The sequence below is a fragment of the Nocardioides plantarum genome, from assembly GCF_006346395.1.
Lineage (GTDB): Bacteria > Actinomycetota > Actinomycetes > Propionibacteriales > Nocardioidaceae > Nocardioides > Nocardioides plantarum.
The window spans coordinates 13354-38138 of sequence record NZ_VDMS01000006.1; the positions used below are offsets into that span (position 1 = coordinate 13354).

24 protein-coding genes are annotated in these 24785 nt (G+C 72.7%); 10 read left to right on the forward strand and 14 right to left on the reverse strand.

The window, feature by feature from the left end; translation table 11 throughout:
* Positions 1–4: 4 nt before the first annotated feature.
* Complete coding sequence (locus FJQ56_RS21315) at positions 5–292, forward strand: hypothetical protein (RefSeq protein WP_140011683.1); 288 nt, start codon at positions 5–7, stop codon at positions 290–292.
* Between the two features lie 15 nt (positions 293–307).
* On the opposite strand, the gene FJQ56_RS21320 is transcribed toward FJQ56_RS21315, so the two are convergent.
* The gene (locus FJQ56_RS21320) at positions 308–1249 is read right to left on the reverse strand and encodes an NADP-dependent oxidoreductase (RefSeq protein ID WP_140011684.1); all 942 of its coding nucleotides are present in this window, start codon (positions 1247–1249) and stop codon (positions 308–310) included.
* Positions 1250–1373: 124 nt separating this feature from the next.
* On the opposite strand from FJQ56_RS21320, the gene FJQ56_RS21325 reads away from it, so the two are divergent.
* Positions 1374–1895: a MarR family winged helix-turn-helix transcriptional regulator gene (locus tag FJQ56_RS21325; RefSeq protein WP_246084303.1), complete on the forward strand. Its 522-nt coding sequence runs from the start codon at positions 1374–1376 to the stop codon at positions 1893–1895.
* A 13-nt stretch (positions 1896–1908) separates the two neighbouring features.
* Here the strand turns inward: FJQ56_RS21325 and FJQ56_RS21330 are convergent, their stop codons facing one another.
* On the reverse strand, positions 1909–2487 hold the full coding sequence (locus FJQ56_RS21330) for a TetR/AcrR family transcriptional regulator (RefSeq protein ID WP_140011685.1): 579 nt from the start codon (positions 2485–2487) through the stop codon (positions 1909–1911).
* Positions 2488–2578: 91 nt separating this feature from the next.
* On the opposite strand from FJQ56_RS21330, the gene FJQ56_RS21335 reads away from it, so the two are divergent.
* Positions 2579–3460 carry an SDR family oxidoreductase gene (locus tag FJQ56_RS21335; protein WP_140011686.1) on the forward strand — a complete coding sequence of 294 codons (882 nt, stop codon included), beginning with the start codon at positions 2579–2581 and terminating at the stop codon, positions 3458–3460.
* Between the two features lie 41 nt (positions 3461–3501).
* Here the strand turns inward: FJQ56_RS21335 and FJQ56_RS22980 are convergent, their stop codons facing one another.
* From FJQ56_RS22980 to FJQ56_RS21360, 5 genes are all read right to left on the reverse strand, one after another.
* Complete coding sequence (locus FJQ56_RS22980; RefSeq protein WP_281284705.1) at positions 3502–4161, reverse strand: acyltransferase; 660 nt, start codon at positions 4159–4161, stop codon at positions 3502–3504.
* A gap of 16 nt (positions 4162–4177) precedes the next feature.
* Positions 4178–5623: a hypothetical protein gene (locus tag FJQ56_RS21345; RefSeq protein WP_140011687.1), complete on the reverse strand. Its 1446-nt coding sequence runs from the start codon at positions 5621–5623 to the stop codon at positions 4178–4180.
* Between the two features lie 200 nt (positions 5624–5823).
* The gene (locus FJQ56_RS21350; RefSeq protein ID WP_140011688.1) at positions 5824–7248 is read right to left on the reverse strand and encodes a mycothione reductase; all 1425 of its coding nucleotides are present in this window, start codon (positions 7246–7248) and stop codon (positions 5824–5826) included.
* Positions 7245–9062, reverse strand: a complete 1818-nt coding sequence (locus tag FJQ56_RS21355; protein ID WP_140011689.1) for a glycoside hydrolase family 15 protein — start codon at positions 9060–9062, stop codon at positions 7245–7247. Before FJQ56_RS21355 ends, FJQ56_RS21350 begins: the two co-directional genes overlap by 4 nt.
* The gene (locus FJQ56_RS21360) at positions 9059–10456 is read right to left on the reverse strand and encodes a glucose-6-phosphate dehydrogenase (RefSeq protein ID WP_140011690.1); all 1398 of its coding nucleotides are present in this window, start codon (positions 10454–10456) and stop codon (positions 9059–9061) included. The genes FJQ56_RS21355 and FJQ56_RS21360 overlap by 4 nt, the downstream gene beginning before the upstream one ends.
* An 87-nt stretch (positions 10457–10543) precedes the next feature.
* On the opposite strand from FJQ56_RS21360, the gene FJQ56_RS21365 reads away from it, so the two are divergent.
* On the forward strand, positions 10544–11344 hold the full coding sequence (locus FJQ56_RS21365) for an SDR family NAD(P)-dependent oxidoreductase (protein WP_140011691.1): 801 nt from the start codon (positions 10544–10546) through the stop codon (positions 11342–11344).
* A gap of 187 nt (positions 11345–11531) precedes the next feature.
* On the forward strand, positions 11532–11870 hold the full coding sequence (locus tag FJQ56_RS21370) for a GIY-YIG nuclease family protein (RefSeq protein ID WP_140011692.1): 339 nt from the start codon (positions 11532–11534) through the stop codon (positions 11868–11870).
* Between the two features lie 26 nt (positions 11871–11896).
* Here FJQ56_RS21370 and FJQ56_RS21375 read toward each other — a convergent pair whose 3' ends face one another.
* Both FJQ56_RS21375 and FJQ56_RS21380 read right to left on the reverse strand, forming a co-directional pair.
* A complete protein-coding gene (locus FJQ56_RS21375) occupies positions 11897–12880 on the reverse strand; it encodes an IS481 family transposase (protein ID WP_140011693.1) in 984 nt (327 codons plus the stop codon).
* A gap of 184 nt (positions 12881–13064) precedes the next feature.
* On the reverse strand, positions 13065–13841 hold the full coding sequence (locus FJQ56_RS21380) for a crotonase/enoyl-CoA hydratase family protein (protein WP_140011694.1): 777 nt from the start codon (positions 13839–13841) through the stop codon (positions 13065–13067).
* 61 nt (positions 13842–13902) lie between these two features.
* Between FJQ56_RS21380 and FJQ56_RS21385 the strand changes: the two genes are divergently transcribed.
* Positions 13903–15084 carry an acyl-CoA dehydrogenase family protein gene (locus FJQ56_RS21385; RefSeq protein WP_140011695.1) on the forward strand — a complete coding sequence of 394 codons (1182 nt, stop codon included), beginning with the start codon at positions 13903–13905 and terminating at the stop codon, positions 15082–15084.
* 14 nt (positions 15085–15098) lie between these two features.
* On the opposite strand, the gene purT is transcribed toward FJQ56_RS21385, so the two are convergent.
* Both purT and FJQ56_RS21395 read right to left on the reverse strand, forming a co-directional pair.
* Positions 15099–16256, reverse strand: a complete 1158-nt coding sequence (gene purT / locus FJQ56_RS21390; RefSeq protein ID WP_140011696.1) for a formate-dependent phosphoribosylglycinamide formyltransferase — start codon at positions 16254–16256, stop codon at positions 15099–15101.
* 36 nt (positions 16257–16292) lie between these two features.
* Positions 16293–16577 (reverse strand): hypothetical protein, encoded by a 285-nt coding sequence (locus FJQ56_RS21395; RefSeq protein WP_140011697.1) that lies wholly within the window; start codon positions 16575–16577, stop codon positions 16293–16295.
* A 49-nt stretch (positions 16578–16626) separates the two neighbouring features.
* Here FJQ56_RS21395 and FJQ56_RS21400 point away from each other — a divergent pair, with 49 nt between their 5' ends.
* From FJQ56_RS21400 to FJQ56_RS21415, 4 genes are all read left to right on the forward strand, one after another.
* Positions 16627–17202, forward strand: a complete 576-nt coding sequence (locus FJQ56_RS21400) for a TetR/AcrR family transcriptional regulator (protein WP_140011698.1) — start codon at positions 16627–16629, stop codon at positions 17200–17202.
* Between the two features lie 33 nt (positions 17203–17235).
* Positions 17236–18333, forward strand: coding sequence for a TIGR03857 family LLM class F420-dependent oxidoreductase (locus FJQ56_RS21405; protein ID WP_140011699.1), 1098 nt, complete (start codon positions 17236–17238; stop codon positions 18331–18333).
* Complete coding sequence (locus FJQ56_RS21410) at positions 18330–19394, forward strand: phosphotransferase family protein (protein ID WP_211351324.1); 1065 nt, start codon at positions 18330–18332, stop codon at positions 19392–19394. The genes FJQ56_RS21405 and FJQ56_RS21410 overlap by 4 nt, the downstream gene beginning before the upstream one ends.
* A 184-nt stretch (positions 19395–19578) precedes the next feature.
* A complete protein-coding gene (locus FJQ56_RS21415) occupies positions 19579–22641 on the forward strand; it encodes an Ig-like domain-containing protein (RefSeq protein ID WP_211351326.1) in 3063 nt (1020 codons plus the stop codon).
* A 22-nt stretch (positions 22642–22663) separates the two neighbouring features.
* On the opposite strand, the gene FJQ56_RS21420 is transcribed toward FJQ56_RS21415, so the two are convergent.
* The 3 genes from FJQ56_RS21420 to FJQ56_RS21430 form a co-directional block, all read right to left on the reverse strand.
* Positions 22664–23074, reverse strand: a complete 411-nt coding sequence (locus FJQ56_RS21420; protein WP_140011701.1) for a carboxymuconolactone decarboxylase family protein — start codon at positions 23072–23074, stop codon at positions 22664–22666.
* A gap of 1 nt (position 23075) precedes the next feature.
* A complete protein-coding gene (locus FJQ56_RS21425; protein WP_140011702.1) occupies positions 23076–23906 on the reverse strand; it encodes an NAD(P)-dependent oxidoreductase in 831 nt (276 codons plus the stop codon).
* A gap of 106 nt (positions 23907–24012) precedes the next feature.
* Positions 24013–24753 carry an SDR family oxidoreductase gene (locus tag FJQ56_RS21430; protein WP_140011703.1) on the reverse strand — a complete coding sequence of 247 codons (741 nt, stop codon included), beginning with the start codon at positions 24751–24753 and terminating at the stop codon, positions 24013–24015.
* Between the last annotated feature and the right edge of the window lie 32 nt (positions 24754–24785).

Genomic DNA, 24785 nt, shown 5'->3' on the forward strand with positions numbered 1-24785 from the left:
TCCCGTGATGCGTCATGCCTGGTGGGTCCTCGGCGTCGTCCTCGTGATCGGCGGGATCGTCGTCGCGCTCACGGCACCGGCCCCACCCGCCGACGTCGGCTGGTTCGCCTACACGCCGTTGGACGACTCGAGCTGGTCCTCGCTCTGGGATGCGTCCGGCACCTCGGCGGCCAGGTTCGTCTCGCGCCAGCAGATCGTCGGCTGGGTGGTGGCCGTGGTCGGGCTGCTCACCCTCGCCGCCGGGCTCGGGTACCGACTGGGGCGTCGGGCCGAACGGTCGGCGCGTCCCTGACGGCCAGGTGTCGGACTACGCCACCGGGGTGACGACGACCTTGCCGGTGAGCCCGCCGGCGGCCGCACGGGTGTGGACGTCCGCGAGATCAGCCATCGTCGCGCGCTCGGCGACGTCGACCGTGAGCTCGCCGCGGTCGACCCGGGCGGCCAGCTCGGTGAGCTGGGCGGCGTCGCTGCGGACGTAGAGGTCGATCCCGCGGACGCCGCGAGCCTCGTCCGAGGGCGCGGGCATCCAGACGGTGGTGTTGACGACCACCCCTCCGTCGGCGACCAGGGTGACCAGCGCGGCGAGCTGGTCCGGGCTGACCGGTGCCAGGTTGAGCACCACGTCGACCGGCTCCCCGACCTTGGTCGTCACGTCACCGGCGGTGTGGTCGACGATCTCGTCGGCCCCCCGCGCCCGGACCCGGTCCGCGTCGGCGGGGCTCGCGGTGGCGATGACGTGGGCGCCGGCGGCCGCGGCCAGCTGGACCGCGTAGCCACCCACCGCCCCGCTGGCGCCGTTGACCAGGATCCGCTGACCGGCCCGCAGGTCGGCGTGCTCGAAGAGGGCCTGCCAGGCGGTGAGGCCCACCACCGGGAGCGCCGCCGCGTCGACCAGCGGGATGCTGGTCGGTGCGGGGGCGAGCGTGGCCGCGGGCACCACGACCAGCTCGGCGGCGGCACCGTCGTCGGCGAAGGCGAGGAAGCCGATGACCGGGTCGCCCACCCGGAGTCCGTCCACCCCCTCACCGAGCTTCTCGACGGTGCCGGCCACGTCGAGGCCGGGGATGTGCGGCAGGTCCAGGGGGATGGGGCCCTGCATGCCCCCGGCCCGGATGTTGCCGTCGACGCTGTTGAACGACGTGGCCGCGACGCGCACGAGCACCTGCCCCTCGTGGGGCACGGGCACGTCGACCTCCTCGACGCGCAGGACCTCGGGCTCGCCGTACTCGTGGAAACGCACTGCCTTCATGGTGACTCCTCGTTCGTGGTGGTGGCATCTCGGACTGCTTCGAACTCGAAGCACTTACTACGCTAGCTGTGCTTCGAACTCGAAGCAAGTGTTTCGAATGTGAACATTCGCCTAGAGTGGCGGGGTGTCTCTCGCGGAGCCCTACGACCACCTCGCCCTCGACCACGACCAGCTGCGCGCCTACTTCGCGCTGATGGACTCGGTCGCCCTGCTGCGCCACCGGATCGAGCAGCAGCTGCGCGAGGCCGCCGACCTCACCTACGTCCAGTTCAAGGTGCTGGCGCGCCTGGGTCTCGACTCGCCGACCGGGAGCCTGCGGATGACCGAGCTGGCCGACGAGGTGGTCTACAGCCGCAGCGGCCTGACCTATCAGGCCACGCAGATGGAGCGGGCGGGGCTGGTCGAGCGCAACCCCTCACCCGAGGACGACCGGGGCGTCACCGTGACGATCACCGACGCCGGGCGCGAGCGGCTGGACCGCGCGACCCCCGGCCACATCGAGCTGGTCCGCGAGCAGCTCTTCGCGACCCTGGACGACACCGACGTGCGCGCCCTCGCCACGATGCTGGAGCCGGCGCTCGCCCACATGCGCGCCAGCCCCCCGCGCTCGGCCGCCCCGCGTCGCCGGGGCAAGGCGAAGCCCTAGGGCCGGCGGCGTCCTAGCCCAGTGACGCGCTGGCAGCCCGCAGCTCGTCGAGCGCGGCCAGCGTGTGAGGCGCAAGCGCATCGGACTCGTCGCGCTCACCCTCGGACCACACCGCGAACCCGCGCTTGAAGGCCAGGACGCCCAGCTCGGCGGCGAGGTGGGCGACGGCCTCGGGCACGCCGCGGTCGACCAGGGCGGTCGTCATCGCGGCCGCGAGGCCGACGTTCTTGAGGACGGCGCGCTCCTGCAGCTCGGTGCTGGCCGCGATGGCGGCCGCGATCCGCGGGCCGAGCTCGCGGTTGACGGGCGCCATCTGGTGGGACGCGCGCTCGAGCCCGGCCGCGACGGCCTCGAGCGGGCTGGCCGTCGGCGGCGCCTCGGCGATCCCCTCGGCGAGCAGCTGGCTGAGCGTCTCCTGCCCCGCCGCGAGGAGCTCGCGCTTGTCGGGGAAGTGGCGGAAGAACGTGCTCTTGGTGATGCCGGCCCGCTCCGCGATCTGCGCGACCGTCGTGTCGTCGTACCCCCGCTCGGTGAACAGGTCGACGGCAGCCAGGACGATCCGCTCGCGCGCGCCTGGTTCCCACCGTGCCATGCGGTGATCCTACGTGATGGGACACTTGTCCCATCAGTGCTACGGTGATGGGACATCAGTCCCATCACTCTCGTCACCCCAGGAGAACCCCATGCAGGTCTTCATCACCGGCGGCACCGGCCTGATCGGCACCGCCGTCGTCGCCGAGCTGCTCACCCACGGCCACACGGTCCTCGCCCTGGCCCGCTCCGAGGCGTCGGCCCGGGCCGTCGAGGCCGCCGGGGGTACGCCGATCCGCGGCGGGATCGCCGACCTCGACGTTGTCCGTGCCGGCGCCGAGCAGTCCGACGGCGTCATCCACCTCGCGTTCAGCAACGACTTCAGCAGCCCCGAGGCGCTCGCGCGGTCGGTCGCCGAGGAGACCGCGGCGATCACCACCCTGGGCGAGGCGCTGGTCGGCAGCGACCGACCTCTCGTCGTCGTCTCGGGTACGCCGTGGGTTCCCGGGCGCCTGTCGACCGAGGCCGACCCGTTGCCCGTCGACGGCCCGGTCGGCGGGCGCGGACGCACCGTCAACGCCACCCTCGAGCTCGCGGCGCGCGGCGTCCGCACCTCGGCGGTCCGGCTGCCGCGCACGGTCCACCGCGACGGCGACGGCGGCTTCGCCGGCCTGCTGACCGGCATCGCACGCAGCACCGGCGTCTCCGGCATCCCCGGCGACGGCACGCAGCGCTGGCCGGCGGTGCACGCGCTCGACGCGGCCGTGCTGTTCCGGCTGGCCCTGGAGTCCGCCCCGGCCGGCACCTCGTGGCACGCGGTCGACGACGAGGGCGACGCGGTCCGCGACATCGCCGAGGTCATCGGCCGCCGCCTGGGCCTGCCCGTCGAGCCGGTGCCGGACGAGACGTTCGGGCCGCTCGGCCCGATCTTCGCGACCGACCAGCCGTCCTCCAGCGCGGCCACCCGGGCCGGGCTCGGCTGGACGCCGACGCACCCGTCGCTGCTGGCGGACCTGGAGACCCTGCAGTCCTGACGCGGGTCGACCGGTCAGCTCGGTCAGCTCGGTCAGGCCGGTCAGCTCGGCGAGGCGTCGAGCACCGGCCGTACGTCGCCTGACGGCGACACCCAGCCGAGGCCGGCGTCGAAGCGGCGCAGCACCCGGGCCGGGGAGCCGCCGACGACGGCGTGGTCCTCGACCGTTCCGCGGACGACGGAGCCCGCGGCCACGACGACGTGGCGGCCGATCGTCGTCCCGGGGAGCACGATCGCACCGTGCCCGATCCAGGTGCCGGCGCCGATGCGTACCGGTGCGTGCGGGCCCATCTGGCGCCCGATCGGGGTCGCGGGGTCCTGGTAGCCGTGGCTGGCGTCGCAGACGAAGACGTCCTGGCCGAGCCACACGTCGTCGCCGAGCTCGATCGACTCGTGGGCGGTCAGGGTGCTGCGGGCGCCGATGACGCAGCGGTCGCCGATCACCAGACCGCGCGGGCGGGCTCCCGGGTCGCCCGCGCCGTAGCCGACCGACAGCGTGACGTGGCGCCCGACCAGCGTCTCTCGACCGACGTGGATCGAGCCGACGTTCATCAGGGTCCCGACCGGGAACGCGATCGAGGTGCCGTCGCCGAGGGCGCCGAAGCGGTCGCCGAGATTGGTGCCGGGGCGTACATCGCCGACCCGCTGGGTCCACGTCCAGGCGGCGTGCACGGCTCGGTTGAGGAGGCGGCGGGCGATCACCTCGTGAGGCCCGTGGTCAGTCGGTCGACTCGGGGGCGGTCTGCTCGGGCGCGGTCGGCTCCGGGGTCACGGGCGCGGCCGGTGGGTTGGGGGCCGGCACCTCCGCCTGCGGGGTCGGGGTCGGCTCGGGAGCGGTGGCGGGCTCCGCGGCCGGCTGCGTCGACTCGGTCGACTCGGTCGCGGCCGGCTTCGGGCCGCGCGAGCCACGACCACGACGACCGCCCTGGCGCGGCTCGCCGGACGGCTGACCACCCTCGGGACGCGGCCCGCGACCGCGACCGCCCTCGGGACGGCCGCCCTCGGGACGACCACCGTCGGGACGACCACCCCCCGCACGACCGCCGGGACGTCCGCGGCCCGCCGCGCGCTCCGGGCGCGACTCGGCGTGACCGCCGAGGAAGAGGTCGGCCGCGCCGGTGACCAGCGGACCGGCCAGCGCCTCGGGCGACAGCCACAGCTGCGCAAGGCCGTCGTCCTCGAGCACCGGCACCGCGACGCGTACGTCGGTCATGGTGACCTGGTGGTCGAACATCTCGAGCACGAACTCGTCGACCGCACGCAGCGACGCCACGACCTCGGCGACGGGGCGCTTGCGGGCCCCGACCAGGCGACTGACCAGGGAGTCGGTGGCGGCCGACACGCGGCCCTTGGGGCGAGTACCACCGTCGAGCTGGTGCATCGCGGCGCTGAGCGCGTCGAGGGCGGTCTCGAAGACCTCGGTCCAGCCGTCGGCGCGCAGGACGACCTCGACCGGCCCACCGGCCACCTTGCCGCCGCGGGCGAGCTCCTCGGCGGAGCGCCGCCGGGGCTTGGTCAGGGCGACCGGCACCTGCAGCCACCCGCCGTTCTTGGCCGGGGGGACGACGAGCGAGACGGGGGTGACCTTGCCGCCGGCGAGCACCAGCGCGTCGGCGCGGGCCAGCTGGCGACGGTCGAGCCTGCCGAGGTCGACGGCACCGTGGTGGCCGGCGGCGATGGCGTCGACGACCGCGGTCACGGTGGTGGAGACGCGCGCGGCCTTCCAGAACTCCTCGCCCGCTCCGGCCGGCACCCGGTCGAGCCCGAGGGCGACCATCACCAGCGGCTCGCGGCCGGTGACGCCGAGACGGCGCAGCGACTCGCGCAGCGGGTCGACGGCGGCGGGGACGCCGGCGTTGACGGCCTCGACCACGCCGAGGCGGAAGGCCTGGGCGGCCAGCCCGACGTGGGGGCGGAAGAGCTTGGCGACGTCGCCGAGGGTCGCCTGGTCGGCGTGGGCCTCACCGCCGCGCTCGACCTGCGACTGCAGCACGGCCGCCACGGCCAGCCGGACGACCTGCTGGGTCAGCCACTCGCGCGGCGTCGCGTTCCAGACGTCGGCGCTCTGCGCGGCCGCAGCCGCCAGCTGGCGGTCGGACGGCTTCTCGGGCACCGCCAACCGACGCGCCGGCAGGATCAGCTCACGGGACAACGACTCGGCCATGCAGGGAACCGTAACCGTGCTCACGGACGACGGGTCGTACCGCCCACCGACTCGCGCAATCGAACGGGTCGGTCGCCCGGGGAACCGCCGGAGCGGGCCCGACTCGTTCGATCGAACGAGTTGGGCCCCGCAAACCCCGCAACCCCGCCCCCGACTCGTTCGATTGCGTGAGTTGGTCGCGACCCGTCCACCGGGGGTCCTCAGTCCTCGAGCGCGGACTCCAGGCCGATCAGGGCGTTCTCGACGACCTCGGCCAGGCTCGGGTGGATCCAGTACTGGCTGCGCGCGAGCCCCTTCACCGGCAGGTCGTGCACCATCGCCTGAATCAGCGGCTGCACGAGCACCGACGCCATCGGGCCGACGAGGTGCGCCCCGACGAGTCGGCCCGTCGAGCGCAGCGCGACCAGCTTGACGAAGCCGGCGGCCTCCGGGTCGTCGTCGAGGTCGCCGGCCAGCGCCCAGCCGTAGGCGACGTCGGCGACGTCGTGGCGGGCGACGACGACGTCGTGGTCGCCGTGCTCCTCGCGGGCCTCGGCCTCCGTCAGCCCGACGGCGGCGACCTGCGGGTGCGCGAAGACCGCCTGCGGGACGACGTCGTGGTCGCTGGTCACCAGCTCGGACGAGCCAGAGTACGTCGCGAGCAGGTTGGCCTGCACGACGCGGGCGTCCTGGTTGGCGACGTGCTTGAGCGGCTCGTGGCTGCTGGCGTCGCCCAGCGCCCAGACACCCGGCGCCGTCGTGCGCTGGTGCTGGTCGACCACGACGAGGCCCTTGTCGTCGGTCTCGACGCCGGCCTTGTCGACCTCGAGCAGGTCGGAGTTCGGCCGGCGGCCGACCGCGACCAGCAGCACGTCGACCTCGGCCTCGGAGCCGTCGTCGAGGTGCAGCGTGACCGCCCCGCCCGCGGTCCGCGAGACCCGCTCGACCTTGGTGCCCAGCCGTACGTCGTACCGCTGCTGCGCGCCCCGGGTGAAGTGGGCGGCGATGTCGGCGTCCTGGGTCGAGAGCAGCCGGTCGGCGCTCTCGACCTGCACCACCTCGCTGCCGTACGCCGCGAACACGTGCGCGAGCTCGCACCCGACGTAGCCACCGCCGATCACCCCCAGGCGGGCGGGCAGCTCGGGGATGCGCATGATCGTGTCGCTGGTCTCGTGGGGCACGTCGTCGAGCCCGTCGATCGGCGGGACCACCGGGCGGGACCCCGACGCGAGCACGACCTGGTCGGCCGTGATCTCGGCGGTACCGCCGTCCGCGAGGTCGACCACCAGCCGCCGCTCTCCGACGAAGCGGGCCTCGCCGACCAGGACGTCGACGTTGTCGGCGTCCTCGCGGTAGTCGCGACCGGACTCGGCGTTGTCGTCGATCCGGGCGAAGATCCGGTCGCGGATCGCGGTCCAGTCGGCCCTGCCGACCTCGGTCGGCAGCCCGAGCGCGGGACCACGCCGGGCCGACTCGGCCAGGTCCGCGACGTAGATGAACATCTTGGACGGGATGCAGCCGCGGTTGAGGCAGGTCCCGCCGAACGGGCCCTTCTCGACGATCGCGACCCTGCGGTCGTCGAAGCGGTCGTCGACGATCGTGTTGCCGGATCCGGCGCCGATGACGATCAGGTCGTAGTGGGTCATCCCAATTTTCCGTCGAGGTTGGTCGCCGCGCTGATGAGCGACAGGTGGGTGAAGGCCTGCGGGAAGTTGCCGAGCTGTTCCCCGGTCAGGCCGACCTGCTCGGCGAACAGGCCGAGGTGGTTGGCGTAGGTGAACATCTTCTCCAGGGCGAGCCGGGCCTCGTCGAGGCGACCCACCCGGGTCAGCGCCTCGACGTACCAGAACGAGCAGAGCGAGAAGGTGCCCTCGGCGCCGTCGACGCCGTCGGTGGCCTCGTCGAGGTCGTAGCGGAACACCAGGCTGTCGGAGACCAGCCGCTCCTCGACCACCTTCAGCGTCGAGACGAACCGCGGGTCGTTGGGCGCGACGAACTTCACCATCGGCATCAGCAGGACCCCCGCGTCGACGGTCGACGCACCCTCGCTCTGCATGTAGGCGCCGACCTCGTCGTCCCAGCTGCGCTCCTGGATGCGCTCGTAGATCGCGTCGCGCACCTTCGACCACGCCGAGACGTCGCCGGGCAGCCCGCGCTGGCGGGCGATGCGCATCATCCGCTCGACCGCGACCCAGCACATCAGCCGCGAGGTGGTGTGGGCCTGCGGCTCGTCGCGGATCTCCCACATGCCCGCGTCCTTGCGCTCCCAGTTGTCCATCACCCAGTCGAGGATGCGACGCAGGTCGCGCCACGAGTCGTGGCTGATGCCGGGGCCGTACTTGTTGAACAGGTAGACCGAGTCGATCAGCTCGCCGTAGATGTCGAGCTGCAGCTGCCCGGTCGCGGCGTTGCCGACGCGCACCGGCTGCGAGTCGCGGTAGCCGCGCAGGTGGTCGAGCTCGGTCTCGCCGGGGATGTTGCCGTCGATGTCGTAGGCGACGCGCAGCGGGCCGATGTCCTCCTCGTCGTGGGAGATCTCCCCCATCCGCCGCGACAGCCACTCCATGAAGCGTGCGGCCTCGTCGGTGAAGCCCAGCTTGAGCAGCGCGTAGAGGCTGAACGCCGCGTCGCGGATCCACACGTAGCGGTAGTCCCAGTTGCGCCCGCCGCCGATCTCCTCGGGCAGGCTGGTCGTCGGGGCGGCGATGATCGCGCCGCTGGGCTCGTGGGTGAGCAGCTTGAGCGTGAGCGCCGAGCGGTTGACCATCTCGCGCCACCGGCCGGCGTACGTCGACTGGCGCAGCCATCCCTGCCAGAACGCCGACGTGGCGGCCAGCAGGTGGTCGGGGTCGGTCGCCCCGTCGGTGGTCGAGCCTGTCGAGACGTCGTCGGGGTCGAGCACCTCGAGCACGAACGTGACGGTGTCGCCGGTGGACACCTCGATCTCGGCACGTACGTCGGGCCCGTCGACCTCCAGGTCGACGTCGGCGGTCAGCCCGAGCCGCACCCCGTCGCCGGCGATGACCAGGCCGCCCCCGTCGGCGACCTCGATGATCTCGGGCGTCGCGCGGCCGTAGTCGGGGCGGGCGGCCAGGCAGGTGCGCAGCGTGATCGTGCCGCGTACGCCGACCACGCGGCGTACGAGACGCTGGCGGTGGTCGGGGTCGTCGGCGGTGAGCACCGGCATGAAGTCCTGGACCTCCGCGACGCCGCGCTCGGTCAGCAGCCGGGTGACCAGGATGTTGGACTCCGGCAGGTAGAACTGCTGGGTCGTCGTCGCCCCGTCGACGGCCTGCATCGTCCACGACCCCGCGTCGGGGTCGAGCAGGCTGCCGAAGACGCTGGCGGAGTCGAAGCGGCCCGCGCAGAACCAGTCGACGGTGGCGTCGGTGCCGACCAACGCGCAGGTGCGCAGGTCGCCGATCAGTCCGTGGGCGGCGATCGGCGGCCAGTCGGTCACGCGCGCTCCCACGGCGGGGTCGGTCCCCACGAGCCCTGCTCGTAGGTCTGCACCTCCGGCGGGTCCTCCAGCAGGGGGGCGCTCACCTGCCACAGCCGGTCGACCTCGTCGGCGCGCGCGAACAGCAGCTGGTCGCCGTGGAAGACGTCGAGCAGGATCCGCTCGTAGGCCGCCAGCGGGTGGTCGTCGGGGAAGTCCTCGGCGTAGTCGAGCGTCAGGGTCGCGGGCGCGACCTCGAGCTCGGGCCCGGGCCGCTTGCCGCGCACCTCTACTGCGACCTTGGCCTCGTCGGCCAGGTCGAGGACGAGCTGGTGCGGGTGCCCGTCGTCGCCGGTGTCGCCGAACAGCGCCGGGTCGGGCTCGCGGAAGCGGACGGTCACCGTGCGCTGGTCGTCGGCCATGGCCTTGCCGGTGCGCAGGTGGAACGGCACGTCCTGCCAGCGCTCGTTGTCGACGTACGCCGTGAGCGCGACGAGGGTCTCGACCCGCGAGTCGTCGTCGGTGTCGTCGTCGTCGCGGTAGCCGTCGAACTGGCCGAAGACCGTGTCGTCCTTGCTGAAGGGCCGCAGCGCCTCGAAGACGGCGGCCTTGGCGTCACGCACGGCCTCGGCGGTGAGGTCGGCGGGCGGGTCGAGCGCGACGAAGCCGAGGATCTGGCTCAGGTGGGTGGTGACCATGTCGCGCAGGCAGCCGACGGTCTCGTAGAAGCTGCCGCGCCCCTCCAGCCCCAGTGTCTCGGGCACGTCGATGTGGACCGACGCGACGTGGTCGCGGTTCCAGGCCGAGCCGAGCAGCCGGTTGGCGAAGCGCAGGGCCAGCACGTTCTGCACGGCCTCCTTGCCGAGGAAGTGGTCGACGCGGAACACGTCGCCCTCGTCGGCGACGTCCTTGATCGCGGCGTCGAGCTCGCGCGAGGTCTCGAGGTCGACGCCGAACGGCTTCTCGACCACGAGCCGGGCGCGGTCGGTGATCTTCTCGCGGCCGAGCATCGCGACGATGTCGGTCATCGAGCCGGGCGGCACGGAGAGGTAGATGAGGCGGCGTACGTCGGCGACGTCGACCCCGGCCTCCTCGGCGACCTTCCTCTCGGCCGCCTCGACGGCCTTGGCGAGGTCGGCGCCGTCGTCGGCGTCGGAGGTCTGGAAGGTCGCGCGTCCGGCCAGGTCGCTGTCCTCGACGGCGTCCTTCACGGCCTCATCGATGACGCCGGCGTAGTCGTCCACGTCGTGGCGGCCGGTGCCGATGACGGCGTACGCCTCGGGGAGGCGGCCGGCCGCGCCGAGCTTGGCCAGCGCCGGGTAGATCATCCGCTTGGCGAGGTCGCCGTTGGCGCCGAAGAGGACGACGACGTGGGGGCCCGGGCGCTCGACAGCCCGCTCGGAGGTCTCAACCATGCTGCCGAACCTAGGCAGGTGCCGTGGGGGTTCCGGACACCTGTGGGGGTGACCGGAGCCCACCGGCGCCTGGGTCAGAGTGGAGCCATGGACCTCGGAATCTCTGGCAAGACCGCCGTCGTCACGGGCGGTGCGGGCGGCATGGGCCGACACATCACCAAGCTGTTGCTCGAGGAGGGCGTGCAGGTCGTCATGGTCGACAAGGACGCCGGCGACCTCGAGGAGGCCGTCGCCTGGCTGCCCGGCGACCTGCCCACCCCGCTCACCGTGCCCTGCGACCTGTCGACCGACGAGGCCGCGCAGGACCTCGCGACCACGGTGGCCGACCTGGCCGGCGAGGTCGACATCCTGGTCAGCGGCGCCGGGATCACCGGCGCGACGGGACCCTTCCACGAGATCAGCGACGACGACTGGATCGAGGCGATCAACACCAACCTGCTCTCCGCCGTACGCGTCACGCGGGCGTTCCTGCCCTCGCTGCGCCACGGCGGCTGGGGCCGGATCGTCTACATCAACAGCGAGGACGCCGTCCAGCCCTACGACGACGAGCTGCCCTACTGCGCCTCCAAGGCCGGCCTGCTGTCCTTCGCCCGCGGACTGGCCCGCTCGTACGCCGACGAGGGCCTGCTCATCAACACCGTGTCGCCGGCGTTCGTCGCGACACCGATGACCGACGCGATGATGGAGAAGCGCGCCGACGAGAACGGCACCTCCTTCGACGAGGCCATCGAGTCCTTCCTCGCCGAGGAGCGCCCCTACATGGAGCTCGGCCGCCGCGGCGAGCCCGAGGAGGTCGCCGCCGTCGTCGTCTTCCTCTGCTCCGCCCTGGCCAGCTTCGTCAACGGCGCCAACTACCGCGTCGATGCGGGGTCCGTCGCCGGGTTGTAGGCACCCGACGGTCGGTCGAGGTGCGAGGAGCCCCGGCGACGAGCACACGTCGGTCGAGGTGCGAGGAGCCCCGGCGACGAGCCTCGAGACCACCCCAGCCGACCCACCCGACCCTCACAAACGCTCCCATCCACAGGCCCCGCGCCGGTGGTTGCGACCACCCAGGTGAGCCCGGACAGTGCGACCCGTGCCGTGGACCTACATCCTTCGCTGTGCCGACGACAGCTACTACGTCGGCAGCACCATCGACCTCGAACGTCGACTCTGGGAGCACAGCTGCTCCCCCGACCTGGGTGCGGCGTACACCCGTCGACGGCGTCCCGTCGAGCTGGTCTGGGCGGCCCAGTTCGACAGCATCCAGCAGGCCTTCGACTTCGAGAAGCGCGTGCAGGGGTGGGGACGGAAGAAGCGGGAGGCGCTGATCCGGGGCGACTTCGAGGCCCTGGTCCCGCTGTCACGCCGCAAGGCGGTCCAGGACCGCGATGCCACCGAACGGGGTGATCGGGACGAGCGAGACGGGCCATGACGCTGCGGTGGTCTCGAGGTTCGTCGCTAGCTGTTGAACCCGGGGACGTTGGGCACGCGGGTGATTGGTGAGTGACCCTTGTGTGCGGTGTGGCCGCGGTGGTGATTGTAGTGATGCAGCCAGGCGGGGTAGGCCGCTGCGCGGGCGGCCTCTGAGTCGTAGGAGATGGCGTAGGCCCACTCCTCGAGCAGGGTCCGGTTGAACCGTTCGACCTTGCCGTTGGTCTGCGGGCGATACGGCCGGGTCCGACGGTGCTTGATGCCCGCAGCGTTGAGGGTGTTGGCCCACAGCTTGGATCGGTAGCAAGACCCGTTGTCGGTCAACACGGCTTTGATGGTGATGCCGTGGGTGGCGAACCAGGCCCGGGCGCGCTGCCAGAACCCGACTGCGGTCTCCTTCTGCTCATCGCAGTGGATCTCGGAGTAGGCCAGGCGGGAGTGATCGTCGACGGCGTGGTGGATGAAGGCATAGCCAGGGCGTTCGCGCTTGTTGTTGCGATTGCCGATGACGCGTCCGGTTTTCTTCCACCCGCCGCCGGTCGGGATCCGGCCGAGCTTCTTGATGTCGACGTGGACCAGGTCGCCGGGGGCGTCGTGGACGTAGGAACGTCTATCGATGCTCTTGACGCGCATGCCTGTGGCTGGGTCGGTCCACCTCAGCCGCGGGCACTTGTAGCGAGTGAGGACTTTGTGGACTGTCGAGGGGTTCAGGTGCAGGTGGTAGGCGATGCGGGCCGGCCCCCACCGGCGTGAGACCCGCAGCCCCAGGATGCGTCGCTCGAGTCGACGGCTGGTCTGGTGCGGAGAGCGATGAGGACGTGAAGACCGGTCATGCATGCCGTCGAGGCCGTGATCGCGGTAGCGCTGGACCCAACGACGCACGGTGGTGGTGCCAACCGAGAACCGCTCGCCGGCACGGGCGTAGGTCCATCCCTCATCAACGACGAGCTGGGCCAACATCAGCCGCCCGCGAGGAGTCAGAACAGCGTTGCCATGGGTAGCGTGGGACACGAAGGCCTCCTGGGTGAGACGTGTTTGCTGTGGTAGCTCCACATCTCACTCAGGGGCCTTCACCTACGCCCGCAGGACACGCCCTGGATGCTCAACCTCCGTGGATAGAACAGCTAGCGCTCCTCACACCTCGACCGGCTTGGCGTCACCTGCTAGCGCTCCTCACACCTCGACCGGCGTGGCGTCACCGGCCCGTCCACCTCGGCGGGCGCTTCTCGGCGAACGCCGTGGCGCCCTCGGCGGCGTCGGCGGAGACGAAGACCGGTGTCATCAGCTCGCCCTGCTTGGCCCAGCGGTCGGCGTGGGACCAGTCGGGCGACTGGAGGGCGACCTGCTTGGTGACGGCGACGGCGAGAGGGCCGTTGGCGGCGATCTGCGCAGCCAGGGCGAGGGCGCCGTCGAGGGCACCGCCCTCGGGGACGACCCGGTTGACCAGGCCGAGCTCGGCGGCGCGGGCGGCGGTGATCGGGTCGCCGGTCAGGAGCAGCTCGAGGGCGATGGCGGGCGGGATCCGCTGGGGCAGCAGCATCGCCGCGCCCGCGCCGGCGACGAGCCCGCGCTTGACCTCCGGGACCCCGAGCTGGGCGGTCTCGGCGGCCACGACGAGGTCGCAGGCGAGCAGCAGCTCGAAGCCGCCGGCGACGGCGTACCCCTCGACGGCACCGATCAGCGGCTTGCGGGGCGGGCGCTCGGTGATGCCACCCAGGCCGCGACCCTCGACGAGCGGAAGGTCGCCGGTCAGGAAGCCCTTGAGGTCCATGCCGGAGCAGAACGTGCCGCCCGCGCCGGTCAGGACGCCGACCCGCAGCTCGTCGCTCGCGTCGAGCTCGTCGACGGCGTCGGCGATGCCGCGGGCCACCTCACCGTTGAGGGCGTTGCGGGCCCCAGGGCGGTTGATGGTGATGATCTGGACCCCGTCGCGGGCCTCGACCAGGACGGCGGGCTGCTCTTCGTCGCTCATGACCGGCACTCAACCAGACGGAGGGGTGGGGCGGGGTCGGTCGCGGGCTAGCCTCGGACGCATGCCTGCCCGTAGAGTCCTCGACACCGACGAGCACGCCGACCTGCTGCGCCTGGTCCGCCAGATCTGCACCGAGGAGCTGCTCCCCCAGGTCGCCTCCGCGGAGGCGGAGGAGACGTTCCCCCGCGAGGTCTTCCGGATGCTCGGCAAGACCGGCCTGCTCGGGCTGCCCTACCCCGAGGACGTCGGCGGCGGTGGGGTCCCCTACGAGGTCTACCTGCAGGTCCTCGAGGAGATCGGCTCGGTCTGGGCGAGCGTCGGGGTGGGCGTCTCGGTGCACGCGCTGTCCTGCTTCGGGCTCTACACCCAGGGCACCGAGGATCAGAAGCAGCAGTGGCTTCCCGACATGCTCGCCGGCGACCTGCTCGGCGCCTACTGCCTCTCCGAGGCCCACGCCGGCTCCGACCCGGCCGCGATGCGTACGACGGCCAGGCGGGACGGCGACGACTACGTCATCGACGGCGCGAAGGCCTGGACCACCCACGGCGGCAACGCCGACTTCTACAAGGTCATGGCCCGCACCGGCGGCGAGCCGGGAGACGCCCGTGGCATCTCCTGCTTCCTGGTCCCGGCCGACGCCGCCGGGCTGTCCTCCGACCCGCCCGAGCGCAAGATGGGCCTGACGGCCTCGCACACCACCACGATGCGCTTCGACGGCGTACGGATCCCCGCTGCTCGACGCCTCGGCGAGGAGGGCGACGGGCTCAAGATCGCCCTGGCCGGCCTCGACTCCGGGCGCCTCGGCATCGCCGCCGTCGCGACCGGCCTGGCCCAGGGGGCACTCGACCACGCGCTGGCCTACGCCCAGCAGCGCACCGCCTTCGGCAAGCGGATCCTCGACCACCAGGGCCTGGGGTTCGTGCTGGCCGACATGGAGGCCGCCGTCCAGACCTCCCGCGCCACGACCCTGCACGCCGCGCGGCTTCGCGACGCCGGGCTCCCCTTCGGCCGCGAGGCGTCGATCGCCAAGCTCGTCGCCACCGACAACGCCATGAAGGTCACCACCGATGCCGTGCAGGTGCTCGGCGGCGCGGGCTACACCCGCGACTACCCCGTCGAGCGCTTCATGCGCGAGGCCAAGGTGATGCAGATCTTCGAGGGCACCAACCAGATCCAGCGCCTGGTCATCGGCCGCTCGCTCGACACCAGGTCCGGCGGCGCGGGCGAGATCTCGCACGTCTGAGGGTCGCGCGGACCTCAGCCCACCGTCACCCGCACCGCCGCCGCGGCCTCCCGCGCCCGCTCGCGGGCCTGATCGACCGTGTCGCCCTGGGCGAGCGCGACGGCGAGGCGGCGCCCGGGGTGCGAGGTGGGCTTGCCGAAGACCCGCACCTGGGCGGTCGGCACGGCCAGGGCCTCCTCGAGCCCGGCGTACGACGGCACGCCGGCCTCGGTGCCCAGGACCACGGCGGACGCCGACGGCGTCGCGACCACGAGGTCGTCGGCGCGGACCGGGAGGCCGAGGATCGCCCGCACGTGGAGCGCGAACTCGCTGGTCGGCTGGCTGATCATCGTCACCATGCCGGTGTCGTGGGGCCGCGGCGAGACCTCGCTGAAGAGCACCTCGTCGGTGGCGGTGACGAACAGCTCGACGCCGAACAGCCCGTGGCCGCCGAGGGCGGCGACGACGGTGCGGGCGATCTCCTCGCCGCGCTCGAGCGCGACCGGGCTCATCGGGTGCGGCTGCCACGACTCGCGGTAGTCGCCGGCCTCCTGCACGTGCCCGACGGGCGGGCACACGGAGATGCCGCCGACGTGGCTGACGGTGAGCAGGGTGATCTCGTAGGCGAAGTCGACGAAGCCCTCGACGATCACCGGACGCCCCTGGACGCGGGCGTTGTCGCGGGCGTAGGCCCAGGCGACGAGCGGGTCGTCGCCGGACCGCACGGTCGACTGGCCCTTGCCGCTCGAGCTCATCACCGGCTTCACGACGCAGGGCGTGCCGATCTCGGCGACGGCCTGCACGAACTCGGCCTCGCTGGAGGCGAAGCGGTACGGCGAGGTGGCCAGCCCGAGCTCCTCGGCCGCCAGCCGCCGGATGCCCTCGCGGTCCATCGTCAGGCGGGTGGCCCGCGCGGTCGGTACGACGTGGGTGCCGGCCGCCTCGAGCGCCAGCAGCGCCTCGGTCGCCAGCGCCTCGACCTCGGGCACGACCAGGTCGGGCCGCACCTCGTCGACCAGCGCCGTGAGCGCGACCGGATCGGTCATGTCGAGCACCCGGCGGTGCGGGGTCACGAGCATGGCCGGGGCACCGTCGTACCGGTCGGCCGCGACGACCTCGAGGCCGAGGCGGGCCGCCTCGAGGGCGACCTCACGGCCGAGCTCGCCGGAACCGAGGAGAAGCAGGCGTGTCATGGGCCCAGCCAAGCAGAGCCGGGCCGCTCCCCGGGATCACCCACCGGTCACGGGCTGCATGTCCTCCCACCGGCCGTCGCCGCGCTCGATCTGGGCGCGGGTCAGCTCGCCGTTCATGCCGGAGTGCAGGCGGATGACGACCTCGGCGCCGTCGGCCAGCGTGGCGCGCAGGTCGCGGTCGCCGTAGACGACCTTGGCGGAGTCGACCTCCTGGCCGTCGACGAGGAGCCGGGCCCGGTTCATCACCACCAGTCGCTTGTCGAACTCCAGCTCCACCCGGTGCTCGCCGCTCGTGGCGCCGTACCTCGTGATGCCGACCATGGCGTGTCCTTCCGTCGTTTCGATAGTCTGGCTAACGTAACATGGGCCCATGGCGCGGCCCCGGGACGAGACGATCGACCTCAAGGTCGTCCGGGCGTGCGTGGCCCTGCTGGAGGAGCACGGGCGATCCGGCCTCTCGCGGGCCCGGATCGCCGCCCGGGCCGGGGTGAGCCTGCCCGCGGTCAACCGGCGCTTCGCCGACGTCGACGAGATCCTGCTCGCGGTCACCCGCGTCCCGGGCAGTCCGCACCACGGCGCCGACCTGCCGGCGCCGGACTCGCTGCGCGCCTACCTGGTCGGCACCCTCACCGCCCTGGCTCGCGCCTTCGCCCGCGATCCCGTACGCCGCGCCGCCGCCGAGCTGCTCGCCGCCAAGGCCGGCCACCCCGGGATCGACGAGTCCTTCCGCGCCACGCTCACCGAGATCCGCGCCGAGGGCCTGACCTGGGTCGAGCACGCCAAGGGCGCCGGCCAGGTCGCCGAGCACGTCGACGGCGACCTCCTGCTCGACCTGGTGACCGGCTCGGCCTACTACCGGCTGCTCTGGCGCAGCGAGGCGATCACCGAGGGCGAGGTCGCGCAGGTCGTCGACCTGGTCCTGCGGGGCGCCGCCCCGACGCACTAGCCAACTGGACACCTGTCCACCTAGGTTGGACACGTGTCCAGTACTGTCCCTGCCGGCTCCCTTCCCGAGCTGGGGTTCTACGGTCTCGCCGGCCACTCGGCCGCACCACGCGACCTCCTCGACGAGGTCCGCCTCGGCGAGCGGCTCGGGCTCGGCAGCGTGTTCCTGTCCGAGCGCTTCAACGTCAAGGACGCCGGCGTGATGGCCGGTGCCGCCGTCGCGGCGACCACGACCCTCGGCGTCGGCACCGCCGCCACCAACCACGCCACCCGACACCCGTTGGTCACCGCGACCCTGGCGATGACCGCCCACCGGATGTCGGGCGGCCGCTACGCCTTCGGGCTCGGTCGGGGCTTCGACCTGCTCTTCGACGTGATGGGCGTCCAGCGGATCACCTCGGCCCAGATCGAGGACGCGATGGGCATCTACCGCCGCCTGTGGCACGGCGAGGCGTTCGGCCACGACGGCCCCGCCGGCGCCTACCCCTACCTCAGCCAGGACCCGTCGTTCGACGAGGACATCCCCATCATGCTGATGGCGATCGGTGACAGGTCGCTCGAGCTCGCCGGTCGGGTCGCCGACGCCGTCGTGCTCCACACGTTCCTCACCGACGAGACCCTCGCGCGCTCGGTCGGCGTCGTACGCCGGGCGGCCGAGGAGGCCGGTCGCGATCCTGCGTCGGTGCGGGTGTGGGCGGTGCTCGCGACGGTCGAGGAGTCGATCCCCGAGGAGCAGCGGCTGCGCAAGCTCGTCGGGCGCCTGGCGACCTACCTCACCGGCTACGGCAGGGTGCTGGTCAAGGCCAACGGCTGGGACCTCGCCGACTACGAGCGCTTCCGCGACGACCCGCTCGTGCAGGGCTACCCGGGCGCCTTCGACGCCGTCGGCACCACCGACGAGCTGCGCCACCTCGCCGAGGTGCTGCCCGACGCGTGGCTGGCCGCGGCCGCCTCCGGCTCGGCCGCGCAGTGCGCACGCCGGGTCGTCGACCAGCTCGACGCCGGGGCCGACAGCGTGATCCTGCACGGCGCGACCCCGACCGAGCTGGCGCCGGTCCTCGAGGCCTACCGGGCGATCCGGCCCGACGGTCTCGACGCCCTCACGGCCAACCCGGGCTGGGGAAGGCGGTGATCCCGCCGCCGCCGCTCGCGGTCCCCGGCGACATCGACGCCATCGGCGCGGCCTGGCTCTCCGAGGCCCTGGGCCACCGCGTCCGGTCCGTCCGGACGACCCGCATCGGCACCGGCCAGATGGGCGAGGCCTACCGGCTCGAGCTCGGCGGCGACGGCGTCCCGACGTCCGTGGTCGCCAAGCTCGGTGCGGCCGACCCGGCCGCGCGGTCGATCGTGGGCGGCGCCTACCGGGGCGAGGTGCGCTTCTACGACGAGGTCGCGCCGACGGTCGCGATCCGGGTGCCGGCCTGCCACCACGCGGCCTACGACGAGACCACCTCGCAGGTGGTGCTGCTGCTCGAGGACCTCGCCGACCACGCCCAGGGCGACCAGCTCGCCGGCTGCACGCCCGCGCAGGCGCACGACGCCGCCGCCAACCTCGCCGGGCTGCACGGACCGCGCTGGGACGACGAGTCGCTGCTCGAGCTCGACGACCTCAAGCTCAACCAGCAGGAGGACGCCGACCTGCTGGCCGAGTTCTACGGCTCGGCGATCGACCTCTACCTCTCCGACGCCGGCGCCGGCCTGTCCCCCGACGACCAGGCCACGCTGCGCGAGACGGTGCCGCTGGCCGGCCCCTGGCTGCTGGCGCGCGCCGACCACTTCGCGCTGGTGCACGGCGACTACCGCCTCGACAACCTGATGTTCCGCCGCGACGGCGAGGCCGGCTGCGTCGCCGTCGACTGGCAGACCACGTCCATCGCGCCGCCGTTGCGCGACCTCGGCTTCCTGCTCGGCACCGGCCTCACGCCCGACGTGCGCCGCGACCACGAGGAGGCCGTCGTGGCGACGTACCACTCCGCGCTCGTGGGGCACGGCGTCACCGGCTTCGACCTCGACGAGTGCTGGCTCGACTACCGCATCTCGATGCTGCAGGGCCCGCTGATCGCCGTGTTCGGCTGCGTCTACACCGGCCGCACCCCCCGCGGCGACCGGATGTTCGCGACCATGGTCGAGCGCTCCTGTGCCGCCATGCGTGACCTCGGCACCCTCGCACTGGTCGAGGGTGCGGTCGGCTGACCGCGTAGCCGCGGTCGACCGATGGCCGAATGTGACGGGCAGATGAAGTTCTGAGTGATCGGGGCTCCGGGTGGGCTCGCGACCACTAGGTTCGAGCGTTCGTCCACCGCTCTCGAGGAGTTCCCCCATCTCTGCTCACCGCCGCCTGACCGCTGCGCTCGTCTCGGTCTCGCTCGTCTGGTCCGTGCTCGCGCTCGGCCCCGCCACCGCCCAAGCCGCCCCCGCCGCCACGGCCACCACCACCGACGCCCGACGCGACGCGCCGCACGACCCCGACACCTACTACGCCGGCACCAGCGGCCTCTCGGGCGCGACCCTGGCGGCCCAGCTCCACACGATCATCAAGGGCCACACGAAGCTGAGCTACTCAGGCGTCTACGACGCGCTCCCGGTCACCGATCCCGACCCCGCGCGCCCCGGCTACCTCATCGACTTCTACTCCGGCACGAGCATCCTGGCCAGCAACCGGTGCGGGTCGTCCTGCGCCGGCGGGGCGTGGAACCGCGAGCACACCTGGCCGCAGAGCCACGGCAACTTCGGCACGTCCGCGGGGATCGGGACCGACCTGCACCACATGCGCCCGGAGTTCGGCACCACCAACTCCTCGCGCGGCAACCTCGACTTCGACGACACCGCGAGCGGCACGGTGCCCGACTGCGCCGTCTGCACCCGCGACTCCGACTCGTTCGAGGGACGCGACGCCACCAAGGGCGACCTGGCCCGAGGCCTGCTCTACATGGCGGTGCGCTACGAGGGCGACAGCGGCGAGCTCAACCTCAAGATGAACGACCGCACCTGCAACGAGTCCGGCACGCCCAACATGGGCAAGCTCTCCACGCTCGTCGCCTGGTCGCTGGCCGATCCGCCGGACGACCGCGAGCGGGCCCGCAACGACCTGGTCGACGGCACCTACCAGCACAACCGCAACCCGTTCATCGACCACCCCGAGTGGGTCACGTCGGTCTTCGGCGACGGCGTGGGCCAGGGCCCCGCCTGCGGCAGCACGTCGGGCTCCGACTACGCCCCGGGCGGCAGCGGCCCCGCCAACACCGCCCCCACCGCCTCGCCGCGCACGGCCACGACCACCGAGGACAGCCCCGTCACGGCGACCCTCGCGGCGACCGACGCCGACGGGGACACGCTCACCTGGTCGGTCGTCTCCGGCCGCGGCCCCGCTCACGGTACGGCGAGCATCACCCAGGGCGCCCCGGCGCAGCTGAGCTACACCCCGGCCGCCGACTTCCACGGCACCGACGCGGTCGGCGTACGCGTCTCCGACGGGCGCGGCGGCACGGCCGACACCACCGTCACGATCACCGTCACCCCGGTCAACGACCCGCCCGTCGCCGCGGCGGCATCGCTCACGGCGCCGGCCGGCGCCGGCACGGCGGTCACGCTCCTCGGCTCCGACGTCGACGGCGACGCGCTCACCTACGCGGTCCTCGCCCAGCCCGCCCACGGCACGGTCGCCCTCGACGGTGCGACCGCGACCTACACCCCCACCGCCGGGTACGCCGGCCCCGACACGTTCACCTACACCGTCCGCGACCCCTCCGGCGCCACGTCGGAGGCCGCGACCGTGTCGATCACGGTGACCGCCGCCGTGTCGCACGACCCGGTCGCGGCGGCCGACCAGGTGACCACCCCCGAGGACCAGCCCGTGACCGTCACCCTGACGGCCACCGACCCCGACGGCGACCCGCTGTCCTACTCGCTGGGCCGCCGGCCGGCCCACGGCACGGTCCGCCTCGCCGGCGACCGGGCGACCTACACGCCCGAGCGCGACTTCCACGGCGCCGACTCCTTCACCTTCACCGCCTCGGACCCCTCGACGGTCTCGGCACCGGCGACCGTCTCGATCGTGGTCACCCCCGTCAACGACGCGCCGGTCGCGACCCCGGCGAGCGCCACCACGCGCGAGAGCAACCCCGTCGTGCTCGCCCTGAGCGGCAGCGACGTCGACGGCGACACCCTGACCTACGCCCTGGCCAGCGCGCCGATGCACGGCACGGTGACGCTGGCCGGCGCCCAGGCGTCGTACACCCCCGCGGCGGGCTTCAGCGGCACCGACTCGTTCACCTGGACGGTCTCGGACGGCGCCGCGACGACGACGGCCACCGCGACGGTCACGGTGACGCCCAACCGCCGCCCGACCACGGCCGCCGTGTCGGCGACCACCACCGAGGACAGCAGCGGCGTCACCGTCGTGCTGGCCGGCACCGACTCCGACGACGACCCGCTGACCTACGCCGCCGTCGCCGCCCCGGAGCACGGGACGGTCGAGGTCGCCGGAGGCACCGCGACCTACACCCCCGCGCCCGGGTTCAGCGGCACCGACACCTTCACCTACACGGCCTCCGACGGGCTCAGCACCTCCGTCCCGGCCACCGTCACCGTGACGGTCGTGCCGGTCAACCACCCGCCGACGGTCTCGCCGGTCGTGGTCACCACCACCGCCGGTACGCCGGTCACGGTGACGCTCGTCGACCTCGGGGCCACCGACCCGGACGACGACGCCGTCACCATCAGCGCCGTCAGCTCCGAGCGGGCCGTCGTGTCGCAGGACGGCCGGACGGTGACCTACACCCCGACCGTCCGCTCGGGCACCGACGCGTTCCTCGTCACCGTCACCGACGCCCGGGGCGCCACCTCGCAGGCGGAGGTCACGGTCACCATCACCGCCCGCGCGGCCACGCTGTCGCTCTCGACGCCCAAGGCGACGCGCGGCTCTCGGGTCACCACCACGATCACGGCGAGAGGACCCAGCGGGCCGCGGCCCACCGGCACCGTCACCCTGCGGACCACGGGCAAGACGCTCGGCACCGCCACGCTGCGGGCCGACGGCACCGCGACCGTCTCGTGGATCCCGACGAAGGCCGGGGCGACCAGCCTGGCCGCCGACTACTCCGGCGACGCCACCCTGTTCGCGCCGAGCACGACGCCCGTCAGCAAGATCGCGGTGGCCCGGTCGGCCTCCCGCCTCGGCTTCACCTCGGGCACGCTCAAGCGTGGCCGCGCCGGTGTCCTCAAGGTCTCGGTGCGCAGCGTCTCCGGCGCCTACGCGACCGGCAAGGTGCAGCTGACGGTGGCGGGCAGGAAGATCACCGCCACGCTGACCAAGGGCGTCGCGAGGTTCACCGTCGCCAAGCTCCCCCAGGCCACCCGGCTGTCCGTCTCCGCGCGCTACGTCGGGGACACGCAGTACGCCGCCGGCTCGGCCACGCACACCTACGCGATCGGGAAGTAGCCCGTCGGCCGTCGCCCGGGACTCACTCCTGGGCGGCGGCCTTCTTGGCGGCCCGCTCGGCCTTGGCGATGGTCTCCTCGACCAGCGAGTTGAGGCGACCGCCGTGCGACCAGCCGGCGTAGTGGCAGGCCAGGATGACGATCTCGCGCAGGGCGGTGGCGTCGAGGTCGCCCGAGGACAGGGCGGCGGGGACCTGGATCGTCAGCACGTCGTGCTGGTTGGAGCCGATCAGCAGGCCGATGAGCAGCAGCCGGCGGTCGCGGTCGGTGAGGCCGGGACGGTTCCAGATGTCGGCGAAGAGGTGGTCGGCGGTGTAGCCGAAGAAGTCGCCTTGCCCGTCGGTCATCTCGAAGCCGTAGACCTGCTCCATCTTCTCCAGGCCGAGGCGGCGCTTCTCGGGGAGGTCGTCGAACTTGCCCGTGGAGTCAGCCATGTCAGAGTCCCAATCCGGGTCGGAGGCGGGTGAGCGCCAGGTCGGCGAGCGGTACGTCGACGCCGAGCTCGTCGGCGAGGGCGGTGGCGAAGCGCAGGTCCTTCTCGCCGAGGTCGGCGACGTGGGTGAAGACCCCGTGCCAGAAGTCGTCCTGGGCGATCGGGGCGGTGGTCTCGCGGTACATGATCGCGCCGGGACCGCCGGTGATCGCGTCGGTGTGGCGTACGACGTCACCGAGGTCCTTCAGCGAGAGCCCGGCCGCCTCGGCCAGCCGCTGTGCCTCGGTGACGGCCGTGAAGGCCACGAAGTGCAGGAGGTTGCGGGCGAGCTTCATCTTGGTGCCCGAGCCGATCGGGCCGGCGTGCACGACCTTGGAGCCCATCACCTCGAGCGCGGGTCGGGCGGCGGCGTACGCCTCGTCGGACCCGCCGACCATGATCGCCAGGGTGCCCTCGGCGGCCCCCATCGGACCACCGGAGACGGGGGCGTCCACGACCTTGACGCCGTGGCTCGCCGCGACGTCGGCGAGCTGGCCGGGGGTGTCGGTCGCGACGGTCGAGTGGATGACGACGGTCTGCCGGTCCCCCGACACCCCCAGCACCTCGCCGAGCACGTCACGGACCTGGTCGTCGTCGCGCACCATCACGCAGATCACGTCGACGTCCGCGGCCAGCTCGGCGACGGACGCCGCGGCCCTGGCCCCCGCGGCGACGAGCTCCTCGACGGGAGCCGCCGCGACGTCGTACACCACGAGGTCGAGGTCGGACGCCGCCAACCGCAGCGCCATCGGCCTGCCGATGTTGCCGAGGCCGATGAAGCCGACGGCGGTCATCGGGCCACCCACTCGTGCAATCGAACGAGTTGAGAAGCCCAGGGCGCCGATCCGTCCACCAACCCGTTCGATTGCGCGAGTTGGTGCGTCGCCCCGCTCAGCCTCGTCATGCCCGGAACGTCTGTCCGCCGTCGACCGCGATGATCTGGCCGGTGATCCAGGACGCCTCGTCGGACAGCAGGAAGAGGCAGGCGCCGACCATGTCGTCGACGGTGCCCATCCGCTTGATGGCCAGGCTGTTGCGCACGATGTCCATCGCCGCGTCGCCGGCCTGGACGCGCGTAGCCTCGGTGTCGGTCGGGCCGGGCGCGATGGCGTTGACCCGGATCCCCTGCCCGCCGAGCTCGTGCGCGAGCTGCTGGGTGAGGCCGTTGACGCCGACCTTGGCCAGGCCGTAGAAGCCGGAGTAGAGGTAGGCCGCGGTGGAGCTCTGGTTGACGATCGCGCCGCCGCCGCGCGAGGCCATCGACCGGTAGCAGGCGCGCGTCATCACCAGCGCGCCGTCCATGTTGACCGCCATGAACCTCCGGTAGTAGTCCCAGTCGACGCTGATCAGCAGGTCGAAGGCCATCTCGCCGTAGATCGCGGCGTTGTTGACCAGCAGGTCGATGCCGCCGCACGCCGCCGTGGCCGCCTCCACCATCGCCTCGGCCGACTCGGCCGACGACACGTCGGTGCGGACGTACAGCCCGCCGATGTCGGCCGCGACCCTCTCGCCCGCCTCGACGCTGATGTCGGCCACCACGACCGACGCTCCCTCCGCGGCCAGCGCTCGCGCGTAGGCCTCGCCGATGCCCTGCGCCGCGCCCGTGACGACCGCGACCTTGCCTGCGAACCTGGTGCTCATGCTGGTCCTGTCTCTCCTACGTCGGTTGAGGT

What these genes read in the sequence shown, in the direction of transcription:
- FJQ56_RS21320 (WP_140011684.1), bottom strand. Translation starts at nt 1,249, where the DNA reads ATGAAGGCAGTGCGTTTCCACGAGTACGGCGAGCCCGAGGTCCTGCGC.
- FJQ56_RS21330 (WP_140011685.1), bottom strand. Translation starts at nt 2,487, where the DNA reads ATGGCACGGTGGGAACCAGGCGCGCGCGAGCGGATCGTCCTGGCTGCC.
- FJQ56_RS21335 (WP_140011686.1), top strand. Translation starts at nt 2,579, where the DNA reads ATGCAGGTCTTCATCACCGGCGGCACCGGCCTGATCGGCACCGCCGTC.
- FJQ56_RS21345 (WP_140011687.1), bottom strand. Translation starts at nt 5,623, where the DNA reads ATGGCCGAGTCGTTGTCCCGTGAGCTGATCCTGCCGGCGCGTCGGTTG.
- FJQ56_RS21350 (WP_140011688.1), bottom strand. Translation starts at nt 7,248, where the DNA reads ATGACCCACTACGACCTGATCGTCATCGGCGCCGGATCCGGCAACACG.
- FJQ56_RS21360 (WP_140011690.1), bottom strand. Translation starts at nt 10,456, where the DNA reads ATGGTTGAGACCTCCGAGCGGGCTGTCGAGCGCCCGGGCCCCCACGTC.
- FJQ56_RS21365 (WP_140011691.1), top strand. Translation starts at nt 10,544, where the DNA reads ATGGACCTCGGAATCTCTGGCAAGACCGCCGTCGTCACGGGCGGTGCG.
- FJQ56_RS21380 (WP_140011694.1), bottom strand. Translation starts at nt 13,841, where the DNA reads ATGAGCGACGAAGAGCAGCCCGCCGTCCTGGTCGAGGCCCGCGACGGG.
- FJQ56_RS21385 (WP_140011695.1), top strand. Translation starts at nt 13,903, where the DNA reads ATGCCTGCCCGTAGAGTCCTCGACACCGACGAGCACGCCGACCTGCTG.
- purT (WP_140011696.1), bottom strand. Translation starts at nt 16,256, where the DNA reads ATGACACGCCTGCTTCTCCTCGGTTCCGGCGAGCTCGGCCGTGAGGTC.
- FJQ56_RS21395 (WP_140011697.1), bottom strand. Translation starts at nt 16,577, where the DNA reads ATGGTCGGCATCACGAGGTACGGCGCCACGAGCGGCGAGCACCGGGTG.
- FJQ56_RS21400 (WP_140011698.1), top strand. Translation starts at nt 16,627, where the DNA reads ATGGCGCGGCCCCGGGACGAGACGATCGACCTCAAGGTCGTCCGGGCG.
- FJQ56_RS21420 (WP_140011701.1), bottom strand. Translation starts at nt 23,074, where the DNA reads ATGGCTGACTCCACGGGCAAGTTCGACGACCTCCCCGAGAAGCGCCGC.
- FJQ56_RS21425 (WP_140011702.1), bottom strand. Translation starts at nt 23,906, where the DNA reads ATGACCGCCGTCGGCTTCATCGGCCTCGGCAACATCGGCAGGCCGATG.
- FJQ56_RS21430 (WP_140011703.1), bottom strand. Translation starts at nt 24,753, where the DNA reads ATGAGCACCAGGTTCGCAGGCAAGGTCGCGGTCGTCACGGGCGCGGCG.